The following is a 14,642-nucleotide window of genomic DNA, read 5'->3' as shown; positions in this document are numbered from 1 at the left end:
ATAAAACCGGGTGTCTTTATTATTACCTTCCTAGTTATTACGTTTGAATCGTCTTGTTAATACAAACCCTAAAAGTACTAGACTCCCACCAACCAAGTAGATCGGAAACGCGCTGTCTTCTCCTGTTTTCGGAAGCTGAGTCGGTTTATTGCTGTTATTTCCCGGCTCAGTGACTGTACCCTTTGGTACTTCCTCCACATCAATCTCTATGAGGATTTCTTCTTCATTTCCATTCTCATCTGTAACAATAATGGTGAACTTATCTTTACCAATATAGCCCGGATCAGGTGTGTAGACCCATTTGCCATCCTTAGTAATAATTACTTTACCATGTCCCGGCTCATCTCCCAGGCTTGGCACTCCCCCAAGTGGAATTTCACCTTCAATAGGAACATCTTCATTGGTAATCTCTTTCTGCACAGGTGGAGTTACCTGCGGAACAACAGGCGTACTAGTTGCCACAGGCTGGCTTGGAGTAGCTGTTGGCGTAACCGTTGGCGTTGCCGTCGACACTGGCGTTACCATCGGTGTTGGCGAAGGTGTTGCCACCACAACTGGTGTTGCCGTTGGCGTAGAAGTAACGACTACTTCCGGAGTCGGTGATGGTGTCCAGATAGGACCTGTCGGTTCCTCTGGAGTAGACGTTGGTGTTGCTGTCGGCGTCGACGTTGGTGTTGCTGTCGGCGTCGACGTTGGTGTTGCTGTCGGCGTCGACGTTGGTGTTGCTGTCGGCGTCGGCGTTGGTGTTGCTGTCGGTGTCGACGTTGGTGTTGCTGTCGGTGTCGACGTTGGTGTTGCTGTCGGTGTCGACGTTGGTGTTGCTGTCGGCGTCGACGTTGGTGTTGCTGTCGGCGTCGACGTTGGCGTTGCTGTCGGTGTCGACGTTGGTGTTGCTGTCGGCGTCGACGTTGGTGTTGCTGTCGGTGTCGACGTTGGCGTTGCTGTTGGCGTCGACGTTGGTGTTGCTGTCGGTGTCGACGTTGGCGTTGCTGTTGGCGTCGACGTTGGTGTTGCTGTTGCTGTTGGCGCTGGCGTTGGTGTTACCGTTGGTGCGGGCGTTACAGTCGGTATAGGCGTTGCTGTTGGTGTCGGAACTTTGTTTTTTACCTCAAGGCTTATCCCTGTCGTCGAAGAAATAGTCACTTCATGTGGTGTTTGATCAAGAACATAACCAGCAGGCGCTGTTTTCTCAATTAATATATATTTCCCACCTGTTAGTTTGGTAAATTCAAGTATCCCGTTTGTATCCGTAGTGCCTTCCTTAATCCAGATCTTATCGGCATCAACTACCCGATACAGATCAAAAACGGCCCCACTTAACACCTTACTCGTATTCCCGTCTTCTACTTTGGTAATCGTCAACGGTCCTCTTACGCCGCTTCCTGTGCCGGAGCCGCTAGAGAGCTTAACGATAATTTCCTCGGTGCTTACACCTGGAACTACCTTGATGTTTTTACCATCGAAACTAACCTTATTGGTTACCTTATCATTGTTTTGTGCTGTGATCAGGGAGTCATATTTCAAAATATAAGCTTCGGAAATATCCTTCAGGAAACTAAGCTTAAAGCTTTCTTTTCCGTCATTATCCGTAGTGATTTCCAGCTTATAATCTGTACCACTCACCAATTCTTGGTTGGTCGATGTTACATCCCCATTACTTGCAACTTTCGTTTTGTAGACATGGAATGTATTGGACAGCAGGATTTGATTATCGCTTGGAATATCCGTAATTACCGCTTCTTTTACAAAAGATTGGTTACGGTTGATGTAAACCGTCCAATGTATTTTATTGCCATCCTGCGCACCTTCTTTGTTAACGTATTCCCCGCCCTGAGGGATATTAACAGAAGCTTGCAGTTTAGCGGACTCTACTTTCGCACCGTCATATAACGTAGCTGTATTTTTAATTTCATTTGAATCAATCGCTTGATCCGCGAACGTTGTTTTGAAAGTGACGTAGAACGCATAATTAATCGTTTTATTAAATGTCACCTTCAGCTCACTGCCATCCAGCTCCACTTTATAGTCCGCGGAATTCACACTAGCTTGAGGAGAAGGATTTCCATCCTTTCCATACTCCCATTTATTCACTTTCACAGAATCCATATTTACAACTTGGCCAGCTGAAATGGTATCAACCAGTTGAGCTTGGTTTAACGTTTTCTGATTAAAATTAGCCCCAATGTTCCAAGTGATTTCCTTAGTTACAGCATTGTAGGAACCACTCTTCTTCCCATTGTTTTTAACCTCATCTCTTGGATTAAAGATTACGGTCGCTTCTTTATGCTTAGACTCCTGCACCCCATTAACCGTTTCTTTCCAATCGAGTGCACCTGTATTAGTGAATTGAGTTTTGCCCGGAGCCAGCCAATCATAGTTAAAGCTTGTTGTATAAGTAATTGTGTAAGGTTCATTTATCGGCGCATTAAAAGTAATCACAAATCCATCGTTTACTGCAACCGGATCATGCGCATTGTAAACAACACTATGGACGGTAGCAGTTCCGCCTTTAGTTGGTTGAACCTTTAATGTACCCGGAACAAGCTTTAATCCGGCATTGCCAAAAGTGTCCGTCACCACTAAATTTTCCATAGTCTTGCTGTCGTCGTTAATTTGGATAGTCCAATCAAGGGTCTTAGTCGCATAATTAACGTTGCTATAATATTTATGGAGAATTTGCTGCTTGATATCACTGTAACCCGTTTCTGTTTTTCCATCATAAGTAACTTTGTTCGTAATCTTGCCATCATCAAATACTCTGCCATTTGCCTTTGTCTGATATTCAATACGGTAGGCAGAATTTATATCATTGTTAAATTTCAGATCAAAACCTTTTAATCCCGTTGCAGTTGTTGGAGTTATTGTATATTCGCTTGAAGCGATTTCCGCGCTTTTAACCCCGTTACCATTACTGTCGATCGTTACAGGATAAACTTTAACCGAGTTGAGAATTAGATCTTGGGTGTTATTGAATGTATCCTTCAAAATAGCATTTGCCGCTAAAATTGTTTTTTCATTGTAATTGAAATTAACAGCCCAGGAAATCACCTGATTCGCTGCATCGTAATTGGTGGACTCTTTCGATAGTGGTTTGCCACGTCCTACTGTAACTGTAGTGCTAGCCTTTTTAGAAAATCCGTTATCTCCTGTTAAGACTGCCTCATTCAAAAAGGTTTTCGCATCTACACCAGTACCAGTAATATCCGTAGAGAAGCCAATCCGGTAAGCCTTAGTAAGCGGGTTATCCGCAAATTTCAGCTTTAACTCTCCCAAAGTGGATCCTGTCACATCATACTTGCTGCTGTCCACTAGATTGCCAAGACTCACAGTCCCATCGACCTTCACATCAAGCTCATAAACAGCAATAGATACCGTATTCAGTGATAATCCCGCAGGGAGTGTGTCTGTGACCACTGCATTTTTTACGCTTTCCAGTGCCTTATTCACATCAACCGTCCAAGCGATGCTTGTTGGGTTATAATACTGCGGCTTAGGCGAACCGTCTTTTTCTATAGTAGAGCTAACCTTCGGCTTAAAATTAAGCTCAATGGTCTGAGTACCGCCTTGTATCGGGAAAATCAGGGTTTGCTTCGTGGAGCCTGTAATTTTCTTGGAGCTCAAAAGCGACCTAACGGAGAAAGTCCCTCCCACTTTATCGTGGGTTTCGATATAAGCATTAAATGTAAATACAACGCGGTTAGTATTTTTGTCGACTGTATAAGTCCCTACAGGCTCATCGTCAAAAATAAGATCACCATTCAGATCGTTATAAAGTTCAAACTGTGTTGGAAGATCAAAGGTATAGGTGGACCCATCCTTATATCCATGCCCATCTGGAAGTGACCATGTATAGTTCAATTCCGAATAGGAATCAAGTTCATATACACTTTCTGTAACCGTATTTGTGTATTTATCATCGGTGTATACAGCAAGCGTAACACTAGTAATGAGGTCATCTCCAATTACAGTACCGTTGCCACTCGCATATGCCTGCGAATTGACTCCAAAGCCAAAGCTGTAAGCCCATTGCGTCACAAGCAAGAATACTACGAGCAATGCGCTAATTTTCTTTTTTGATAACATTATTAAAAATGCCTCCTTTGTCACTCCGTTTTTCGTGCTTTTCCTAAGCTTTATCCTTTGAATCCCGTACTCTACTCCCCCGCATTAACCTCCTTGACGCTTTCTCATGATATAAATTTGCAACCTAACAACTATTGTAAATAGTCCATCTATACATAATCTGAACAGCGTCCTATTACAGTCTTGGAGATCTTTTTATTGCAAAAAAAAACAGGGATATGCGCAATAACTCGCATATCCCTGTCGTATTTACTACTTAATGGAAAATAAAAATAACATTGTACATCTTATAGACTAGCGTGATCACGTTTGGTGTAAGTCTTACGCTTCTCCAGAAGCTTGTTCAGCGCATCAATATAAGCGCGGGCACTTGCTTCTAGAATATCGGTGCTAAGTCCACGGCCTTGTGCAGCTACTTCTCCCTGCGAAAGCACCACATGAACCTCACCCTGCGCATCTTTACCACGGGAGACCGATTTAATCGAATAATCTCCAAGGGTAACTTCCTCATTCGTGGCTTTATCAATAGCATTGTAGATGGCATCTACTGAACCATTACCTTCGGCCTCAGCTACAATCGGCTGGTCTTCCGGACCCGCAATAATAACCTTGGCGGTTGGAACAGCTTCATTACCATAAGTAACGAACATCGTTTGCAGCTTAAAGACTTCTGGCGTATCAATTAATTTCTCTTCAATCAAAGCCAAAATGTCTTCATCTGATACTTCTTTTTTCTTATCTGCCAAATCCTTAAATCTAGAAAAAGCGGTGTTCAGCTCTTCTTCGGACAAATCATACCCAAGATCACTCAACTTATCGCGGAAAGCGTGCCGTCCAGAGTGTTTGCCGAGTACCAGCTTGCTCTCTTTAAGTCCAATAGTCTCCGGTGTCATGATCTCGTAGGTAGTTTTCTCTTTTAGCATCCCGTCCTGGTGAATACCCGATTCATGAGCAAATGCGTTAGCTCCTACAATCGCTTTATTCCCTGGAACCACCATACCTGTAAGCTTGCTGACCAGACGGCTTGTGCGAGAGATCTCAGATAACGTAAGCGATGTTTTTGCACCAAAAAATTCAGCCCGTGTCTCAAGCGCTAGCGCAACTTCTTCAATCGCTGTGTTCCCGGCACGTTCACCGATACCGTTGATCGTTCCTTCGATCTGATCTGCACCATTCTGAATCGCAGCCAGCGTATTTGCTGTAGCCATACCAAGATCGTTATGACAATGGGCACTAAGCTGTACGCGTTCAATATCAGGCACATTCTCTTTTAGATATTTAAAGATAGCTCCGTACTCCGAAGGATTCAAATAACCTACAGTATCCGGGATATTAACAACATTAGCGCCTTCCCGGATAGCCATGCCGACCATTTCAGCCATGAAATCATACTCTGTACGTCCCGCGTCTTCTAATGAAAACTCGAGCTTAGGGAAATATTTTTTAGCGTATCGGATAGCAGACTGTGCAGTTTCCAGCACCTGAGCCTTATCCATCCGTAGCTTATGCTGGCGGTGAATAGGAGATGTAGCCAGAAAAATATGAATACAAGGGTCCTGCGCTCCCTGTAGTGCTTCTTTTACAGCATCAATATCTGTCTCTCTAGAACGAGAAAGGCCGATTACCGTGACGTTCTTCACAGCTCTTGCCACCGCATTAACAGAAGCTAGATCACCTGGAGAAGCTGCAGGAAAACCCGCTTCCATGCGATCAATTCCCAGCTTCTCTAACTGATAAGCGATCTCCACTTTCTCACGCGTGTTGAGGTTCACACCTGGTGACTGCTCTCCATCTCGTAGTGTCGTATCGAACACATAAATTTTCCGCATGCTAAGCACCTCCCAAAAATTGTGCTGAAACTCTCAAATGCGGCTCGCAAAGTCACGGCCGCATTTGAAGGTAATACTATTTAATCATAAGTATGATTATGATTATTTCTTAATCCAGTGCATCATTTCACGCAATTGGCTACCTACAACTTCTACTGGGTGAGCAGCTTCGTTGCGGCGAGTAGCGGTAAGGAAAGCACGTCCGGATTGGTTCTCAAGGATAAAGTCACGAGCGAATTTACCTTCTTGAATATCTGTCAGAACAGCTTTCATAGCTTTTTTAGTATCTTCAGTTACAATGCGCGGTCCAGTTACATAGTCACCGTACTCAGCAGTGTTACTGATGGAATCGCGCATGCTGGACAATCCGCCTTCGTATACCATGTCAACGATCAGCTTCAATTCGTGCAGACATTCGAAGTAAGCCATCTCAGGAGCATATCCTGCTTCTGTCAATGTTTCGAAGCCAGCTTTGATCAGTGCGGATACACCACCGCAAAGTACAGCTTGTTCACCGAACAAGTCAGTTTCGGTTTCTTCACGGAAGGAAGTTTCGATAACCCCTGCGCGTGTACAGCCGATACCTTTTGCATAAGCAAGACCGATTTCTTTAGCTTTTCCAGTTGCATCTTGTTCGATAGCAATCAAGCCAGGAACGCCAAAGCCTTCAACATAAGTACGACGAACCATGTGACCTGGAGATTTTGGTGCTACAAGCAGCACGTCTGCATCTTTAGGAGCAACGATTTGTCCAAAGTGTACGTTAAAGCCGTGGGAGAACATCAAAGCTGCGCCTTTTTTAAGGTTTGGTTCTACTTCATTTTTATATACCGAAGCCTGTGTTTCATCTGGCATTAGGATTTGCACAACATCTGCACGGGATACTGCTTCAGCTACTGGCAATACTTCAAAACCGTCATTTTTCGCAGTTTCAAAAGATTTACCTTCACGAAGACCGATGACAACTTGAAGACCACTGTCACGCAGGTTTTGTGCTTGGGCATGTCCTTGGCTACCGTACCCGATTACCGCAATTGTCTTTCCTTTTAATACACTAAGTTCTGCATCCTGTTCATAGTACGTTGTAACTGCCATTGTCAATATCCTCCTTTAATTTGAGACCCATCATAAAGAGCGGGTGCCTCAAGAGAACTGGAATCATAGAAGATCTAGCTGCTCCTCAAGCTCCCGCTCTTTAGCGGGAAGTTCATTCATATCATATCAGATTAATGCAATCAAGCAGTAATCCGTTAAAGTCGCAAAATAAAATATTTAAGAGTTACCGCGTACCATAGCCGTAATACCCGTGCGAGACAGTTCTCTGATTCCATAAGGTTTCAAAAGCTCGATCATCGCATCAATCTTCACTGTATCTCCAACTACCTGTACTAACAATGTAGTGCTGCCAATATCAACAACTGAAGCCCGGAAGGTTTCTACAACGCCCATAATTTCCGGACGCTCACTTGGATCAGCATTCACTTTAATCAGAGCCAGCTCACGAGCAACCATGGGCTTAGATCCAAGATCAACGACTTTAATTACATCAATTAACTTGTAGAGCTGCTTCTCGATTTGTTCAAGCGTATGCTGGTCTCCAAGAGTAACGATAACCATCCGGGACAATCCAACCTCTTCAGACTGGCCAACCGTTATACTCTCAATATTAAATCCGCGGCGACCGAACAAACCCGACACCCGTTGAAGCACACCCGGCTGGTCATTTACGAGTACAGAAATCGTATGTCTTGTCACTGTTATTCATCCCCCATCAGCATATGATCGATGGTTGAACCTTGAGTTACCATCGGGTAGACATTCTCGTCTTTTGGAACAACGAATTCTACCAATACTGGACCCGGTGTTTCCAGTGCTTTCTGCCATGCATCACGTGCTTCTTCCTTATTCGTCGCCCGTAGACCTTTTACACCATAGGCCTCAGCCAGCTTAACGAAGTCCGGACTGCCTGCGAGGTCTGTAAAGCTGTAACGTTTATCATAGATAAGATTCTGCCATTGGCGAACCATGCCAAGCACCTGATTGTTAATTACTACAATTTTGACTGGTATATTGTTAATCGCACATATCGCTAGCTCTTGGGAACACATTTGCATGCCGCCATCACCATTAATCGATACTACCAACCGTTCAGGATGTGCCATCTGTGCACCGATAGCTGACGGGAATCCGAAGCCCATCGTTCCAAGACCGCCTGAAGTAATCCATGAACGCGGATGATTGAACTTATAGTATTGTGCAGCCCACATTTGATGCTGACCAACATCCGTTGTAACAATCGCTTCACCTTTAGTGGTGTCATTGATCATTTCAATCACCCATTGTGGTTTAAGCTCTGTTTCTGAATCCTTATACCGAAGCGGCTGATCTAGCTTCCACTGAGCAATCTGTGTTCTCCAAGCATCAGCATTAGATGCGCGGCCAACCTCAGGATTCAGCATTTCCAATACCGTTTTCACATCGCCTACAATCGGAATATCAGGCGATACATTTTTCCCGATTTCTGCAGGATCGATATCGATATGCACGATTTTGGCTTTTGGCGCGAAGCCGTCCAGTCTGCCAGTAACACGGTCATCAAAACGTGCACCGATATTAATGAGCAAATCGCACTGTTGGATCGCATTATTCGCGGTATACGTACCATGCATACCCGGCATTCCCATCCAAAGTTCTTCTGCACTAGGGAAAGCTCCGAGACCCAGCAAGGTTGTAGTAATTGGAATCTCTGTCCGTTTCACGAATTCGAACATAGCTTCATGTGCTCCGGAGTAAATAACTCCACCACCTGCAATGATGATCGGACGTTCAGCAACCGCAATCGCACGAACCAATTTATCAAGCTGCAGTTTGTTTGGAACTGTACAAGGATTGTAGCCCCGAAGATTCACTGTTTTCACTGGTGTGAACAACGTCTTCGCTGCTGACACGTCTTTCGGAATATCGATCAACACTGGACCTTTACGACCGGTATTCGCCACATGAAAAGCTTCATGTATAACACGGGGGAGATCCTCAACATCTCTTACAAAGTAGCTATGCTTAGTGATTGGCATCGTTATCCCGGTAATGTCTGCTTCCTGGAAAGCATCTGTACCGATCAGGCTGGAGAATACGTTACCTGTGATTACAACCAATGGAGTGGAGTCCATATATGCTGTAGCAATACCTGTTACAAGATTCGTTGCTCCGGGACCTGAGGTAGCTATACATACCCCTGGTTTGCCACTTGCTCTAGCGTAACCGTCAGCTGCATGAATAGCACCTTGCTCATGACGCGTTAACACGTGATTGAAATCCGTAAAACCGTACAATGCATCATAGATGTACAGTACAGCTCCACCCGGATATCCGAATACAGTGTCTACACCTTCTAATACAAGGCTGCGGAGTAATATCTCGGAACCGGAAATGACCTCCGGCTCCATCCATTTTTCTTTTAACTGCTCAGTAGACCGTAATTCCGGTATTTGCGCGCTCATCAGTATTCCTCCTCCGATATTTAACATTCATTATGCAAATGACGGACCGTCCTTTATACATCAGCAAATGGTTCCTTATAAAACAAAAAAACCTTTCGCCTCCCACGCACAGTATTAGCGCGTGAGGGACGAAAGGTTGATCTTCCGTGGTACCACCCATGTTTGCATTACATCTCGCGATGCAACGCCTTATCAGGTATACAAAAATCCATCGATGTAGGCAAGGGCCCTAATCTCTGTAACCTGAAGTCCCTAACGCGGACTAAACGATTTCCCCTAATAATTCCACCACTCTAGCCAGTGGACCTTTCAGGAAAACAGCTCCGAGGTGAGCTCGTATATAAGGGATTTCGGTGGAGGTTGCAGCAGATCCTCACACTCTCTGAGCAAAAGAGCCCTTAAAACTTCGTCCTCATCATTGCCGATACATGTATGTTCGATAAAATGTTTAGACACATTATATGATTCCTAACATGGATAAGTCAATACCCTTATTTTTAATATTGTCACAACTCCTACTTCTACGTGCTGGGAACCCCCACCACGCTCCCGACATATGATGTACGACAATGCGTAGAAAGGGGGCGCTCTATGATCCGTTATCGTCGACCCAAGCAGGATGACGTCATTATCCTTGATTTAATCGAGCGACAGCTTGTACCATTATCTCATTTACCAAAGACTGAAATTGCCAAAATCAAAAAAGATATCCCCCGTCGTCTGGGACACGGTATCACCTTAGTCGCCTGTCCCGACTATGAGAGTGATCCAATGGGGTTTGTCCATTTCCTGCTGCATGGTGATTTACTTTATATCGATATGTTAGCCATAGCACCCGCAGCACGGCGCAAACACTTGGGGAATATGCTCATGGATCGAGCAGAACGATTTGCACTATCACGCGGATGTCATCGGGCTAAGGTATCCGTCGATTTAGGAAACACAGCAGCTCTTGCCTTTTATCAAAAATTGGGCTACAGCGTAGCCCGTTATCAATCCCTAAGCTTCTGTTACGAATTGGAGAAAAGGTTCATCTAGTTAAATCGAATTTCAACTGAACTTAAAAGAATCCGAAAGGTGGATAGGGTGTGCCTCCGTACCCGTAACCTCCATAAGGATTACCATAGCCAGGACCTCCGCCATAAGGAGCTCCACCGCCATAGCCACCACCAAAAGCATAAGGTGCTGTACCAATAGCTAGCAAATCAAACAACACTAAAGGAATGATTGCTTTGGTTTGTACTTTTTTACCACTTACGCGTTGTAATATCAGACGATTTCCGGATACACGAAGCAGTTTCCCTGTCACCTGAGTACCGTCCTTTTTTACTGCAATGATCTGCTTACCCACGAGTCTCATAACCTGCTTCTTCGTAACTGGCTTAGTCATATGATCCCCTCCTAAATGTTTTGTACGCCTCTCATTTGCATCATCTACAAAACAGTCTATTCGATGGAAAGGACCTTCGCCTGTACACTTGCCCTCCTGCCTCAATGTTTATCCTTGCTGATCCTAATAAAAAAGCCGTATTTCCGGGAAAAGACCGGAAATACGGCTTTGAAAAGTTACATTTCTATCGCTTACCAGGATCGTATGGCTGTCCTAATGCCTTAGGAGCAGAGGATCGGCCTACAGCCCCTACCAGCACGATGATAGTCAGTACATAAGGGATCATAAAGATAAACTCTTGAGGAATATTTTGTGACCACTCATACAATTGAACATAGTTGCGAATCGCTTGGGAGAATCCGAAGAATACCGCTGCACCAAAGGCGCCAAGTGGATTCCATTTCCCAAAGATCATCGCTGCAATGGCGATAAAACCTTGACCAGAGATTGTATTATGTCCAAAGGTTCCGGTTGTTGTTAAAGTGATTGTAGCTCCACCAATACCCGCCATCAATCCACTCAACATTACACCGATATATCTCATCCGATTAACTTTTACACCCAGTGTATCTGCAGCACTTGGATGCTCACCTACTGCACGCAAACGCAATCCAAATGGCGTCTTAAACAGAACCAAATAAATAACGATGACCAGTATTATGGCCAGATAAGTTGTAGGATAGGAATTAAAAATCCCTTCACCAATCACTGGGATTTTGGAGAGCCCAGGAATTGCAACCTTGCTAAACCCATCAATGATCGGAGTTTCAGCAGATCCATCAAACAGGAGCTTTACCATATAGAGCGTGCTTCCTGCAGCTAAAAAGTTAATAACCGTACCACTAATCGTCTGATCAGATTTAAAGGTTATAGATGCAACCGCATGAATTAGTGAGCCTAGCACACCAACAGCTATAGCACAGAGTACACCAACCCAAGGAGCCCATTCGCCCATTCCAGCGTCCTGAGCATAATAACCGCCTACTGCTGCCGCAAAGGCACCAAACATCATCAAACCTTCAAGTCCAATGTTTACGACACCGGAACGTTCAGAGAAGATGCCGCCAAGTGAGGCAAAAATGAGCGCTGTGGAAAAAACAAGCGTTGTATTAAGCAGTTGACCTAACGTCTGCAGATCCATCTATAACACCTTCTCTTTCTTGCGCTTGAAGTAAAAGGGCTTAAGCACCCAGCGCACAATCCCTTGTGCCGCAATAAAGAATATGATTGAACCAATAACGATACGAATAAGCTCTGGTGGAACATCTGCAGCAAAACTCATACCCGCAGAACCATAAGTCAGCGTACCGTAGAGAATCGCAGCCAGAATAACACCAAGTGGATGTGTTAAACCAAGAAGAGCAACAGCGATACCATCAAATCCATATCCTGGCGATGCCGCGAAAATAGCTTGATAATGGAATACACCAAGCACCTCTCCTGCTCCGGCCAGACCGGCGAATACACCACTTATGAACATTGCCTTCATAACGTTACGTCCAACATTCATCCCTGCATATTCGGCGGCATGTGGATTGTAACCAACTGCACGCATTTCGTAGCCCTGCTTGGTCTTCCATAAGTACACATAGAAGAATACCGCTGCAGCAAGAGCAATAGCTGTACCCCAGTGTAGACGTGCATTATCAAATATCGAATTCAAAAAGGTCATGGAAAGCGAGGCCGGAATATCCTCGGAACGATTTTGTCCTGGAAGCAACAAAAAGTTTCTAACGATATAATTCGACAGGTAAAGAGCAATCCAGTTTAACATGATTGTGGTAATAACTTCGTTAATCCCACGTTTTGCTTTCAAATAACCGGCAATCCCTGCCCATAAACCACCACAGACACCCGCAATAATTACAGCAAGCGGGACAAGCAGGAAGGATGGCAGACCTGCCATCTTAATACCCACCACTGTTGCCGCTGTCATACCAATCATTACTTGGCCATCTGCCCCGATATTAAACATCCCTGAACGGAATGCGAAAGCTACGGCTAGCCCTGTAAGCATTAATGGTGTCATTTCGCGCACAGCTTCACCAAAGTTATACAAATTACCAAACACCCGTTTGAACAGTGCGGAGTAAGCAGTTATCGGATCATAACCGCCCAGAAGCATAACTATTGCTCCCACAAGAAAACCAAGCACGATGGCAACCAGAGGAACGATGTAGCTGTCAGTTGTGAAGATTTTTTTGAACTTATTCAACTGCCTTACCTCCCCGCTGCAAGCTGCCTGCCATCATAAGACCCAGTTCCTGATCATTCGTATCTTGCGGGAACACTTCACCGACAATTTTCCCTTCATAGATAACAGCGATTCTGTCAGAGACGTTCATAATCTCGTCCAATTCAAAGGAAATAAGTAGAACAGCCTTTCCTTGATCACGCTGAGCTATGAGTTGCTTCTGAACAAATTCGATAGCCCCAACATCTAAACCGCGTGTAGGTTGTGCGGCAATTAACAATGTCGGATTTTTATCTATTTCCCGCGCAATAATCGCTTTCTGTTGATTTCCGCCGGATAAAGAACGGGCTTTGGTCTCTATTGAAGGTGTACGTACATCAAATTGCTCTATAAGCTTCGCTGCGTACTTATCAATGACATCATTTTGCAAAAAGCCATTTTTGTTGTAAGGACTCTTATAATAGGTTTCCAAAACCATATTCTCACTCATGGTGAAATCAAGCACTAATCCATGCTTGTGGCGGTCCTCAGGAATATGAGAGACATTCATCTCTGAAACCTTCCGCGGTGATAAATTAGCAATTTCATTGCCAGAAACGGTTATCGAACCCGAATCAATTTTGCGCAGACCTGTAATGGCCTGGATCAACTCACTTTGTCCATTGCCATCTACGCCAGCAATCCCGAGAATTTCCCCTGCTTTAACTTCAAAGCTAAGACCATCCAGTACGGAGACCCCGTCTTTACTCTTACTGCTGACATCCTTCAGTTTGAGTACAGATTGGCCAACCTCAGGAGCTTTCTTGTCCACTTTAAAAGTTACGCCACGCCCAACCATTTTTTCAGCTAGCTCATTAGGATTGGTCTCTGCGGTATTCACAGTATCAATTACTTTCCCACGTCTAATAATGGTGACCCGATCAGATATTTGCATGATTTCTTTAAGCTTATGCGTGATCAAAATAATGGATTTTCCCTCTGCAACAAGCCGCTTCATAATCGCCATGAGTTCCGTAATTTCTTGAGGCGTAAGTACTGCGGTCGGCTCATCAAATATGAGAATATCCGCTCCACGGTACAGGGTCTTCATAATTTCTACCCTTTGCTGCATACCTACCGAAATGTCATGAATAACGGCATTTGGATTCACTTGCAGGCCATATTGCTCCGATAGCTTCCGAACCTGTTCCGCAGCGGATTTATAGTCAATTTTAAGACCTTTTTTCGGCTCCATCCCAAGAACAATATTCTCGGTCACCGTAAAAGGCTCCACAAGCTTGAAATGCTGATGAACCATACCAATACCAAGCTCAATAGCTTTATTGGGGTTATCAATAATAACCGGTTTCCCGTCGATTTCAATACTGCCTTCATCCGGTTGATACAATCCAAATACAATGTTCATTAAAGTGGACTTGCCTGCACCATTCTCACCAAGCAATGCAAGGATTTCACCCTTTTTAAGCGTCAAGCTAATGGAATCGTTAGCAACAATACCGGGAAAGCGTTTTGTGATTTGCTTCAACTCTACGACAGGAGCCGCAGCACTCATGGAATCACCCTCATCACAGAATATATAACTACCTTATAGACACGGATGTACCGCCCTTTGTAAGGCGGTATATCTATGTTCCTCTTATCATAAC

10 protein-coding genes are annotated in these 14,642 nt (G+C 44.4%); 1 reads left to right on the top strand and 9 read right to left on the bottom strand.

The features are described from left to right. Window positions 1-30: 30 nt before the first annotated feature. The 5 genes from MHB37_RS06395 to ilvB form a co-directional block, all read right to left on the bottom strand. Window positions 31-4,083: a collagen binding domain-containing protein gene (locus tag MHB37_RS06395; protein WP_076192994.1), complete on the bottom strand. Its 4,053-nt coding sequence runs from the start codon at window positions 4,081-4,083 to the stop codon at window positions 31-33. 287 nt (window positions 4,084-4,370) lie between these two features. Further along, on the bottom strand, window positions 4,371-5,912 hold the full coding sequence (locus MHB37_RS06390) for a 2-isopropylmalate synthase (RefSeq protein WP_038569217.1): 1,542 nt from the start codon (window positions 5,910-5,912) through the stop codon (window positions 4,371-4,373). A gap of 102 nt (window positions 5,913-6,014) precedes the next feature. Then, window positions 6,015-7,007 carry a ketol-acid reductoisomerase gene (ilvC, locus tag MHB37_RS06385; RefSeq protein ID WP_036679485.1) on the bottom strand — a complete coding sequence of 331 codons (993 nt, stop codon included), beginning with the start codon at window positions 7,005-7,007 and terminating at the stop codon, window positions 6,015-6,017. 177 nt (window positions 7,008-7,184) lie between these two features. Continuing rightward, window positions 7,185-7,673 carry an acetolactate synthase small subunit gene (gene ilvN, locus MHB37_RS06380; protein WP_170914191.1) on the bottom strand — a complete coding sequence of 163 codons (489 nt, stop codon included), beginning with the start codon at window positions 7,671-7,673 and terminating at the stop codon, window positions 7,185-7,187. Beyond that, a complete protein-coding gene (gene ilvB, locus MHB37_RS06375) occupies window positions 7,670-9,412 on the bottom strand; it encodes a biosynthetic-type acetolactate synthase large subunit (protein ID WP_036679490.1) in 1,743 nt (580 codons plus the stop codon). Before ilvB ends, ilvN begins: the two co-directional genes overlap by 4 nt. Before the next feature lie 591 nt (window positions 9,413-10,003). Here ilvB and MHB37_RS06370 point away from each other — a divergent pair. Continuing rightward, window positions 10,004-10,450, top strand: a complete 447-nt coding sequence (locus tag MHB37_RS06370; protein WP_036679492.1) for an N-acetyltransferase — start codon at window positions 10,004-10,006, stop codon at window positions 10,448-10,450. A gap of 22 nt (window positions 10,451-10,472) precedes the next feature. On the opposite strand, the gene MHB37_RS06365 is transcribed toward MHB37_RS06370, so the two are convergent. The 4 genes from MHB37_RS06365 to MHB37_RS06350 form a co-directional block, all read right to left on the bottom strand. Next, window positions 10,473-10,802, bottom strand: coding sequence for a hypothetical protein (locus tag MHB37_RS06365; RefSeq protein WP_076128060.1), 330 nt, complete (start codon window positions 10,800-10,802; stop codon window positions 10,473-10,475). 184 nt (window positions 10,803-10,986) lie between these two features. After that, window positions 10,987-11,943, bottom strand: coding sequence for an ABC transporter permease (locus MHB37_RS06360; protein ID WP_036679496.1), 957 nt, complete (start codon window positions 11,941-11,943; stop codon window positions 10,987-10,989). After that, window positions 11,944-13,017 carry an ABC transporter permease gene (locus tag MHB37_RS06355; RefSeq protein WP_076107269.1) on the bottom strand — a complete coding sequence of 358 codons (1,074 nt, stop codon included), beginning with the start codon at window positions 13,015-13,017 and terminating at the stop codon, window positions 11,944-11,946. Further along, window positions 13,010-14,548, bottom strand: a complete 1,539-nt coding sequence (locus MHB37_RS06350; protein ID WP_036679500.1) for an ABC transporter ATP-binding protein — start codon at window positions 14,546-14,548, stop codon at window positions 13,010-13,012. Before MHB37_RS06350 ends, MHB37_RS06355 begins: the two co-directional genes overlap by 8 nt. Between the last annotated feature and the right edge of the window lie 94 nt (window positions 14,549-14,642).

The sequence above is a fragment of the Paenibacillus sp. FSL H3-0286 genome (assembly GCF_045040705.1).
Lineage (GTDB): Bacteria > Bacillota > Bacilli > Paenibacillales > Paenibacillaceae > Paenibacillus_AQ > Paenibacillus_AQ odorifer.
Note: the sequence above shows the minus strand (reverse complement) of the source record. Positions and strands in the feature narration are given on the sequence as shown.

What these genes read in the sequence shown, in the direction of transcription:
- ilvB (WP_036679490.1), bottom strand. Translation starts at nt 9,412, where the DNA reads ATGAGCGCGCAAATACCGGAATTACGGTCTACTGAGCAGTTAAAAGAA.
- ilvC (WP_036679485.1), bottom strand. Translation starts at nt 7,007, where the DNA reads ATGGCAGTTACAACGTACTATGAACAGGATGCAGAACTTAGTGTATTA.
- MHB37_RS06360 (WP_036679496.1), bottom strand. Translation starts at nt 11,943, where the DNA reads ATGGATCTGCAGACGTTAGGTCAACTGCTTAATACAACGCTTGTTTTT.
- MHB37_RS06350 (WP_036679500.1), bottom strand. Translation starts at nt 14,548, where the DNA reads ATGAGTGCTGCGGCTCCTGTCGTAGAGTTGAAGCAAATCACAAAACGC.
- MHB37_RS06365 (WP_076128060.1), bottom strand. Translation starts at nt 10,802, where the DNA reads ATGACTAAGCCAGTTACGAAGAAGCAGGTTATGAGACTCGTGGGTAAG.
- MHB37_RS06395 (WP_076192994.1), bottom strand. Translation starts at nt 4,083, where the DNA reads ATGTTATCAAAAAAGAAAATTAGCGCATTGCTCGTAGTATTCTTGCTT.
- MHB37_RS06370 (WP_036679492.1), top strand. Translation starts at nt 10,004, where the DNA reads ATGATCCGTTATCGTCGACCCAAGCAGGATGACGTCATTATCCTTGAT.
- MHB37_RS06390 (WP_038569217.1), bottom strand. Translation starts at nt 5,912, where the DNA reads ATGCGGAAAATTTATGTGTTCGATACGACACTACGAGATGGAGAGCAG.